At 75.0% G+C, this 9,007-nt stretch carries 8 protein-coding genes; 5 read left to right on the top strand and 3 right to left on the bottom strand.

Going from position 1 to position 9,007, the window contains the following annotated elements:
- The first annotated feature begins 222 nt into the window (after window positions 1-222).
- The 4 genes from Q7T67_RS08965 (at window position 223) to Q7T67_RS08950 (ending at window position 4,437) form a co-directional block, all read left to right on the top strand.
- Window positions 223-450, top strand: coding sequence for a twin-arginine translocase TatA/TatE family subunit (locus tag Q7T67_RS08965; protein WP_304788218.1), 228 nt, complete (start codon window positions 223-225; stop codon window positions 448-450).
- A gap of 127 nt (window positions 451-577) precedes the next feature.
- A complete protein-coding gene (locus Q7T67_RS08960; protein ID WP_304788216.1) occupies window positions 578-2,809 on the top strand; it encodes a CocE/NonD family hydrolase in 2,232 nt (743 codons plus the stop codon).
- 198 nt (window positions 2,810-3,007) lie between these two features.
- Window positions 3,008-3,445 (top strand): hypothetical protein, encoded by a 438-nt coding sequence (locus Q7T67_RS08955; RefSeq protein WP_304788214.1) that lies wholly within the window; start codon window positions 3,008-3,010, stop codon window positions 3,443-3,445.
- Entirely contained in the window at window positions 3,442-4,437 is a 996-nt protein-coding gene (locus Q7T67_RS08950; protein WP_304788212.1) for an SDR family NAD(P)-dependent oxidoreductase, read from the top strand. The genes Q7T67_RS08955 and Q7T67_RS08950 overlap by 4 nt, the downstream gene beginning before the upstream one ends.
- Before the next feature lie 46 nt (window positions 4,438-4,483).
- Here the strand turns inward: Q7T67_RS08950 and Q7T67_RS08945 are convergent, their stop codons facing one another.
- On the bottom strand, window positions 4,484-5,158 hold the full coding sequence (locus Q7T67_RS08945; protein ID WP_304788210.1) for a TetR/AcrR family transcriptional regulator: 675 nt from the start codon (window positions 5,156-5,158) through the stop codon (window positions 4,484-4,486).
- Between the two features lie 155 nt (window positions 5,159-5,313).
- On the opposite strand from Q7T67_RS08945, the gene Q7T67_RS08940 reads away from it, so the two are divergent.
- On the top strand, window positions 5,314-7,548 hold the full coding sequence (locus Q7T67_RS08940; RefSeq protein ID WP_304788208.1) for an MMPL family transporter: 2,235 nt from the start codon (window positions 5,314-5,316) through the stop codon (window positions 7,546-7,548).
- 448 nt (window positions 7,549-7,996) lie between these two features.
- On the opposite strand, the gene Q7T67_RS08935 is transcribed toward Q7T67_RS08940, so the two are convergent.
- On the bottom strand, window positions 7,997-8,455 hold the full coding sequence (locus tag Q7T67_RS08935) for a hypothetical protein (protein WP_304788206.1): 459 nt from the start codon (window positions 8,453-8,455) through the stop codon (window positions 7,997-7,999).
- Window positions 8,455-8,838: a hypothetical protein gene (locus Q7T67_RS08930; RefSeq protein WP_304788204.1), complete on the bottom strand. Its 384-nt coding sequence runs from the start codon at window positions 8,836-8,838 to the stop codon at window positions 8,455-8,457. Before Q7T67_RS08930 ends, Q7T67_RS08935 begins: the two co-directional genes overlap by 1 nt.
- Window positions 8,839-9,007 lie beyond the last annotated feature (169 nt).

The following is a 9,007-nucleotide window of genomic DNA, read 5'->3' as shown; positions in this document are numbered from 1 at the left end:
GCCGCCCTGACCCGCCGCGGCGCCGGCCGCCGGCGCGCTCGACCGGACCGTCCTGGCGCCGCCGCGCTCGAACGGGTCGCCCCGGCACCGCCTCCGGGCGGTGGTGCGCCAGCTTGCCGCCGGACCGCGTCCGGTGGCCGGTCGACCGCGTTCCAGAGGCAGGAGCGCCGCACCGGCGCCCCGCGCCGCACCACGTCGGCGCACGACCTCTCGGAGGCACCCATGGGATCCGGACTGCTGCAGCCCACACACGTCGTCGTCCTGCTCGTCATCGCGCTCCTGGTCCTCGGACCCAAGCGCCTGCCCGAGGTCGGGAAGTCGATCGGCGAGGGCCTGAAGGGGTTCAAGGCGTCGATGGAGGCCGACGACGACGAGCCGCAGGCGCGCCGCCTCCGCGTCGAGGCGAGCGCCGCGCAGGACGAGCCGCCGGCCCGCCGCACCGAGGACTGAGGACCGCCGCCCGGACGCCGGGCGGGACACCTCGGGCAGAAATGTCCACACGGGAGCTACTCGCGGGTAGGTTCCTCGCCCGAGCGTGCGGCGATCCGTACGCCCGGTCATCTCCCGGAGGACTCCCGTGCCGGCACGCTCCCGCCCATCCCGCCCATCCCGCCCAGCCGCCCGGACCCGGGGCCGCCGCACCCCGGCGCTGCTCGCGACGGCCTGCGCGCTGCTCCTCGCGCCCGCCGGCACCGCCTCGGCCGCGGACCTGCCCGTGCCCGCGAGCGTCGTCGAGGGCGCCACGACGACGGCCGACGGCTACAGCGTCCGACCGCTGACCTTCGAGGTCCGGGTCGGCGACGCGGTGCCGCAGACCTGTCGGATCGAGGCCGAGATCTACCGGCCCGCCGGCGCCTCCGCGTCCGCGCCCGCCCCGGCGATCCTCACCACCAACGGCTTCGGGGGCGACGTCTCGACCCAGCGCGTCAACGCCATCGGCTTCGCCCGCAAGGGCTACGTCGTCCTGAACTACTCCGGTCTGGGCTGGGGCGGGTCGGGCTGCAAGATCACGCTGGACGACCCCGAGCACGACGGGCAGGCCGCGAGCGCGCTGGTCTCCTACCTCGGCGGAGCGAAGGTCCCCGGTGCGTCGGCGCCCGTCGACGTCGTCCGCCGTGACGCGACCGCCCACGACGGGACCACGCGCGCCGCCGACCCGCGCGTCGGCATGGTCGGCGGCTCCTACGGCGGCCAGGTCCAGTTCGCGGCCGCCGGCGTGGACCCGCGCATCGACGCGCTGATCCCGGTCATCACCTGGAACGACCTGCGCTACTCGCTGGCCCCCAACGACGCGGGGCTGACCAGCGGCGTGCAGTCCGGTGCGGTCGGCTCGCTCAAGACGCTGTGGAGCGTCGGCTTCTTCGCGCTGGGCCTGGCCGACGGCGCGCAGGGCCTGTCGGTCGACCCCGGCCAGCGGACGCTGCTCTGCCCCGGCTTCCCGACCGAGCTGTGCGCCGCCGCCGCCACGACGGTCGTCGAGGGCTACCCCACCGCGGGCCTCGCGGCCATGCTGCGCCGCTCCTCCGTCGCGGACTACGTGGGGAGGATCCGCGTCCCGACGCTGCTCGTGCAGGGCCAGCAGGACTCGTTGTTCAACCTGCGGGAGTCCGTCGCGACCTACGACGCGCTGAAGGCGCAGGGCACCCCGGTCAAGCTCATGTGGCGCAACGAGGGCCACTCCGGCGGCAAGGTCGCCGGGGAGGGCGACCAGACGCTCCGCACCGGCGCGCCGGTCACCGACGCGTGGCAGGACTGGTTCGCGCACTGGCTGAAGGACGACCCGAAGGTCCCGTCGCTGGACTTCTCCTACTACCGCGCGTGGGCCCACCGAGACGGCGACCAGACCGGGGCCTACGCCCGCTCCGCGTCGTTCCCGCCGGCCGGGACCCCGACCCGCCTGGAGCTCTCGGGCGACGGCACCCTGCAGCCCTCCGGAGGCGCCGTGCAGGCGGGCACGCCCGCGTTCGGCACCACCGCCGCGGGCCTGCCGACGGGCTACACGACGTTCGCGCTCAGCCAGCTCGGCTACCAGCCGGTCGACCTGCCCGGCACGTCGACGTCGTTCGTCTCCGCACCGCTGGCAGCCGACACCGACGTCGTCGGCCTGCCGAGCGTCCGCCTGCGGATCACCCCGGGCCTGTCGGGGGTGACCGACGCCGTGCTCGGCGACCTGGGGCGGGCGTTCGCCTACGTGCGGCTCGAGGACGTCGCCCCCGACGGCTCCGCGTTCCTGCCGGGCGAGCAGATCGCCTCCGTGCGGGTCCCGGCCGACGGGCGGGCGACCACCGTCGGCCTGCCGGGCGTCGTCCACCGCTTCGCGAAGGGCCACCGCCTGCGCCTGGTCGTCGCCGGCGGCGACCTCGCGCACCGGGGGAACCTCGTCCCGACGCCGCTGAGCGTGAAGATCGACCCGTCCGATCCCTCGCCGCTGCAGCTGCCGGTCGTCCCCGACGCCGACCAGGCACCGCTCGTGCGGGCCGCGGCGCCGGCCCCGGGGGCCCGTCCGACGCGCCTGCGCGTCTCGCGCCTCTCGCTGACCCGGCGTCGCGTCTCGGTGCGCTCGTCGGCCGCCGCGACCCTCCGCGTGACGATCGCCCGCCGCGTCGTCCGCCGGGTCCGCTCGGGCCCGAAGGTCGTCCGCCGGTCGGTGTGGCGCACCGTCCGGCGACCCGTGCTCCGCGCGACGAGGCCCGGGACCGTGCGCCGCACCGTCCGGCTCGCCCTCGGGCGCTACCGCGTCACCGCGAGGGCGACGTCGCCCGGCATGCCGTCGTCGAGGACCCTCCGGCGGGTGCGGACCCTGCGCTGAGCCGGCGCCGGAGGGGCGCCGGGCCGGCGCGACGGCGGGCGGGCGGCGGGCGAGCGCCTCGGCGCCAACGCTGAAGCGCGCCTCTGCGCCCGTGAAACGCGGTTCTTACCGCAGGCTCAGGGCCCGCTCACCGACGGGGCCTAGCGTCCGAGCGGCCCGCGTCCCCCGGCGTGCGGCGGACCGACCCCGGGAGCACCCATGCCCGTCCACCGCAGGATCACCGCGCTCCTCGCCGCGCTCACCACCCTCGCCGGCGGCTCGTTCGTCGCCACGGCCGCGGCCGACGCCGACGCCGAGACCGTCGAGCGCGGCGGCCGCCCCGCCCTGAGCTCGGCCCCGTCGGACCACGCGAACGCGCAGCACCGCCGGGCGACGGATCTCGCCGGCGCGCTCGGCGTCACCGAGGACCGGCTGGGCGTCGTCCTGCGTGAGCTGCGCGCCGAGCGCCGGGCAGGGGACGTGGTCGGCGCCCGTCCCCCGGTGCGCACCTCGGCGCAGCTGGTCGCCGAGCGGGCGGCCTACGCCGAGGCGCTCGCGGCGAAGGTCGGCGTCAGCCCCGCCGTCGCCGCGGCGGCGCTCGACGGCCGGCCCACCGTGCGGGCCGCCGACCGAACGGGTACTCGCAGAGCACGATGACCCGCCTCGCCGGACCCCTGGACACCCTGCTGGACCGCACGATCGCCCCGGGGTACACGCGCCTGGGCCTGGCGGTCCGCCGCCGCCTGCCGACCTGGCCGTCCGAGCTGCCGCGGCTGGACGGCCGCACCGTGCTGGTCACGGGCCCGACCTCGGGCATCGGCGAGGCCGCCGCCTCGGACCTCGCCGTCCTCGGTGCCCGCGTGATCCTGCTGGCCCGCAACCCCGACAAGGCCGCCGCTACGCAGGCCCGCATCCAGCGGGCAGTGCAGGACGCCGACGGCACGAAGACGGCCGACGTCGCGATCGTCCGCTGCGACATCTCGTCCCTGGCGTCGATCCGCGAGGCCGTCTCGACGCTCGAGGAGCAGGACGAGCACGTCGACGTCCTCGTCCACAACGCCGGCGCCATGCCGCCCGAGCGCACGGTCACCGACGAGGGCTTCGAGCTCGCGTTCGCCACGAACGTCCTCGGGCCGTTCCTGCTGACGGCGCTGCTCGAGGAGCGCCTGAAGGCGGACGCCCCCTCCCGCGTCATCACCGTCTCCTCCGGCGGGATGTACGGCCAGAAGCTCGACGCCGACGACCCGCAGCACGCACACCGCTCGTACTCGCCGGTGTCCGTCTACGCCCGCAACAAGCGCGCCCAGGTCGTGCTCGGCGAGCTGTGGGCGCAGCGCCTGCGCGGCACCGGGGTGGTCGTCCACACGATGCACCCCGGCTGGGCGGACACGCCCGGCGTCCAGGACTCGCTGCCGGGCTTCCAGAAGCTGACCCGGCGCGTCCTGCGCTCCCCCGCCGAGGGTGCCGACACGATCGTCTGGCTCGCGGCGGCGACGGAGCCGCTCTCGACCACGGGCGAGTTCTGGCAGGACCGGCGTCGGCGCCCGACGCACTACGCCCCGTTCACCCGCGAGGCCGAGGCCGACCGGAAGAAGATCTGGGAGACCTGCGCCGGGCTGGCGGGCGTCGACGCGCCGGTCCCCGCCTAGCGCGACCCCGGAGCGGGACCGGCGCCGCCGGGCGGACGCGGTCCGGTCAGACCGGCGCGGGCGCGTCGTCGCGCAGGGAGCGGATCCCGGCGTCGACGAAGCGCAGCGCGCGGTCCAGCAGCTGCAGGACGACCGGCTCGCCCTCGCAGTAGGCGCCGGCGAGCTGCTCCTTGCCGTCGTGCTCGTCGCCGACGATGCCGAAGATCGCGAACGTCGCGGCGGCGGCCATCCGGGGCTCGAGGGCGTCGGGCGAGGCCCCGAGGTCCTCGGCGATCGCCGTGGCGATCAGCTCCTCGCCGTGCGCGCGGAAGCCCTGCTCGACCGCCTTGAGCCCGTCGTCGGAGGCCACGACGCGCCGCTGCACCTGCAGCTCGTCGTCGCGCTCCTTCCACCGCGGCAGCTCCGTGCCGATCCAGGCACGCAGCGCGTCGGCCGTCGTCTCGCCGTCCGCGCGGGCCCCCAGGCGCTCGGCCAGCCGCGCGAACGAGTCCTGCTGGTCCGGGAAGACCAGGTCCTCCTTGGCGGGGAAGTACGCCGACACCGTCCGTGGCGACACGTCGGCCGCGGCGGCGATCGCCGGGATCGTCGTCTCGTGGAAGCCGTCGCGGTCGAAGAGCTCGAGCGCGGCACGGGCGATCGTCTCGCGCGTGCGCTGCTTCTTGCGCTCGCGCAACCCGGGCTCGGCCGGGACGCCGACACCGCTCGGGGCGCTGTTCACCATGTCGTGACAGTACCGCGCGAGGGCCCGTCATGCTGCAGGTGTCGCAAGTTCGCACGGTCCGCATTTCTGCAAGACCTGCAAAGTTCCAGTGACGGTGCTATCTTGCGTCGCGCGACCGTCCCCCCGGCGCCTCGTCCGACCGTTTCAGGAGCACCATGTCCGACCTGTTGGCGCGCATCGCCCGCGCGCTCACCCACCATTGGAAGCGCACGCTGGCGTTCGCGCTCGCCACCGTCGTGGTCCTCGGCATCATCGCCGGCACCGCCGGCGGCCCCGCCGCGGACGACTTCAAGATCCCCGGCACCGAGACGCAGAAGGCGCTCGACCTGTTCGAGGCGCACCAGCCCGAGCTCGCCGGGGCGGACGCCGACGTCGTCTTCCAGGCGAAGAGCGGCAAGCTCACCGACGCGCAGAACCGCAGCTCGATCGAGGCGGCGCTGAAGCGCATCCAGGGCCTCGAGAGCGTCAAGAGCGTCGCCTCGCCGTTCGCGAAGGGCGGCTCGATCACGAAGGACGGGACGATCGCCCAGGCGAAGGTCCAGTACGCCGTCCAGCAGACGGACCTCGAGAAGGCCGACGGCGAGGCGCTCGAGAAGGCCGCCGACACCGCGAAGTCGTCGACCGTGGAGGTCGCGATGCGCGGCGTGCCCGTCGACCTGGCCGCCGAGCAGAGCGTCCCCGTGGGCGAGCTCGTCGGCATCCTCATCGCGATCGTCCTCCTGACGGTCCTCTTCCGGTCCTTCGCGGCGATGGGCGCCACGCTCCTGGGTGCGCTCATCGGCGTGATGGTCGGCCAGATCCTGCTGGCGGTGCTCGCCAAGCCGCTGGGCCTGCCGGACTTCGCCACGCAGATCGCCGTCATGCTCGGCCTGGGCGCCGGCATCGACTACGCCCTGCTGATCATCGGCCGCTACCGCGAGCAGGTCGCCGCCGGCGACAGCACGCGCGACGCGGCCGCGAAGGCCGCCGCCACGTCGGGCTCCTCGGTCGTCGCCGCCGGCCTGATCGTGATGGTCGCGATCGCCGGCCTGGCCGTGATCGGCATCCCGCTGATCGGCAAGCTCGGCCTGGGTGCGGCGATCGGCGTGTTCGCCGTCGTCCTCTCGGCGCTCCTCGTGATCCCGGGCATGATCGGCGCGTTCGGCAAGAAGCTCCGGCCCAAGAGGATCGAGCACGTCCGCCCCTCGCCGGCGTTCGCGAAGTGGGGCGAGCGCGTCACGCAGCGTCCCTGGCTCTCGATCGGCATCGGCGTCGTCGTGCTGCTGATCTTCGCCGCGCCGCTGACGCAGATGCGCCTGGGCCAGCCCGACGACGGCAACCAGCCGACGTCGAAGACCCAGCGCGTCGCCTACGACCTGCAGAGCAAGGCGTTCGGCCCCGGCTCCAACGGTCCGTTCCTGCTGGCCGTCGACATCGAGAAGAAGGACGACCCGCAGCTCAAGACGCAGCTCGCGTCGATCCAGAAGGCCGTCGCCGCCACGCCGGGCGTCGCCACGACGACCCCCGCGGTCGTCAGCCCCGACGGCGAGATGGCGACCATCGGCGCCGTGCCGAAGACCGCACCGCAGGACGAGAAGACCAGCGAGCTCCTGGCGAGCCTGCGCGACGACGTGCTGCCGCAGGCCACGAAGGGCACCGACCTGCAGGTCTACGTCGGCGGGCAGACCGCCGGGTTCGAGGACTTCTCGGACAAGGTCGCGGGTCGCCTGCCGGTCTTCATCGCGGTCGTCATCGGTCTCTCGGTGCTGCTGCTGATCGCGGCGTTCCGATCGCTCTGGATCCCGCTGGTCTCGGCCGTCTTCAACCTGCTGTCCGTCGGTGCCGCCTACGGCGTGGTCGTCGCGGTCTTCCAGCAGGGGGTCGGGTCGAGCCTGATCGGGGTCGACTCCGGGGTGCCGATCGTCTCGTTCATCCCGGTGATGCTGTTCGCGATCCTCTTCGGACTGAGCATGGACTACAACGTCTTCCTGCTCTCCCGGATCCACGAGGCGTACCAGGAGGGCGCAGGACCGCGGCAGAGCGTCGTCCTCGGCATGTCGCGGATCGGGAAGGTGATCCTCGTCGCCGGCCTCGTCATGGCGGCCGTCTTCTCGGCCTTCGCGACCACCGACGACGTCATCGCCAAGATGTTCGGCGTCGGCCTCGGCGTGGCGATCCTGGTGGACGTCCTCGTCGTCCGGCTGCTCGTCGCCCCCGCGGTCGTCCTGCTGCTCGGCGACAAGGCCTGGTGGCTGCCGAAGTGGCTCGACCGGATCCTGCCGAACGTCTCCCTCGAGGGGCACCTCGTGCAGAACGTCGACCCCCAGGGCGAGCCGCTCGAGGGCTTCGATCCCGGCCCGTCGCACCACGTCCGCCCGTCCGGCGGCCGGGCCCCGGCCCCGGCCGACTGACGGACGGGCCCCGCGCCCACCCGGAAGGACCCCGCGACCCGGCCCCGGCCGGGTCGCGGTCGTTCCGGGGTGGGCGGGGCGGGGCGGCGCGGGCGGGGGGGCGGACCGATGCGGGTTGGTGTCGTGGGGCGGCACGTTCCTGCATCGTTCGGGGCGGGGCGGCGCACCGATGCGGGTTGGTGTCGTGGGGCGGCACGTTCCTTCATCGATTGGGGCGGGGCGGCGCACCGATGCGGGTTGGTGTCGTGGGGCGGCACGTTCCTTCATCGATTGGGGCGGGGCGGCGCACCGATGCAGGTTGGTGTCGTGGGGCGGCACGTTCCTGCATCGATTGGGGCGGGGCGGCGCACCGATGCAGGTTGGTGTCGTCGGGCGGCACGTTCCTGCATCGCTCCCGGGTCACCGTCCGCCGACGCAGGTTCGCGCCGTGGGGCGGCACCTCCCCGCGTCAGTTGCGGCGGACGGGACGGTCCGCACCGGGGGCGCCGCCCGTGGCGAGGCCGACGACCACGGCGCAGGCGGACGCCACGCCGAACGTGCCGGCGACCGCGAGCACCGGCGCCCAGGCGTCGTAGAGCCGACACGCCGCGCCCGATCCGTCGAACGGCGCGGAGCACGCGAGGCCGCTGTCCGTGCCGCCCACCGCCCAGAGGAAGAGCCCGACGGCGAGCACCCCGAGCAGCACCGACGCCGCGCCCCAGACCAGGGCGAGACGTGACGACCGGGACGCGGGTCGGGGAGCCGACGCCGGACGGCCGGACGCAGCGGCCCCGGTGGTCGTCGCGTCGTCGGTGGTCGTCGCGTCGGCGGGGGACGTCGCGTCGGCGGTGGTCGTCGCGTCGGCGATGGGCGTCGCGTCGGCGATGGGCGTCTCGACTGCAGGGGTCCCCGCGTCGTCGGGGGACATCAGACGCACTCCGTCGCGGTGGGCGGGCACTCGGCGATCACGACGGCCAGGGCGAGCACCACGAAGGCGACGTACCCCACGCCGCACGCCGCGAGTCCGGCGAGCGCCGGCCAGATCGACGAGCCCCCGCGCGCCAGACGCCAGGCGAACCACAGCAGACCGACGACGACCGTCGCGAGCAGCGCCCCGACGACGAGCACGCCGGACGCATCGTCGAGCGTGGCGAGGGTCGTCGGCGGGACCAGGCCGGGTGCGGCGATCGACAGGGGCGACCCCGTCCACGACCGGGCCTCGGACGACCGGCGCATCGGATTGACCGGTTCGTCGCGGGGCTTCGGGGGCCGGTTGGCGCGACGCCACAGCCGGACGGCCAGGGCGGTCACTGGTGGCCGTCCTCGCCCACGGGCGCTCGCAGGTCGCGGCGCGGCCCGTCGTCGTCGGGCCCGGCGTCATCGATCCGGTCGTCCCGCGGCCCGGCGTCCCGCGGCCCGGCGTCATCGGTCCGAGCGTCCCGGTACCCGCCGCCCCGCGGCCCGTCGCCCCGCGGCCCGT

It is taken from the genome of Patulibacter sp. (assembly GCF_030655195.1).
Lineage (GTDB): Bacteria > Actinomycetota > Thermoleophilia > Solirubrobacterales > Solirubrobacteraceae > Patulibacter.
This window is presented reverse-complemented; position numbering and strand designations above follow the sequence as displayed.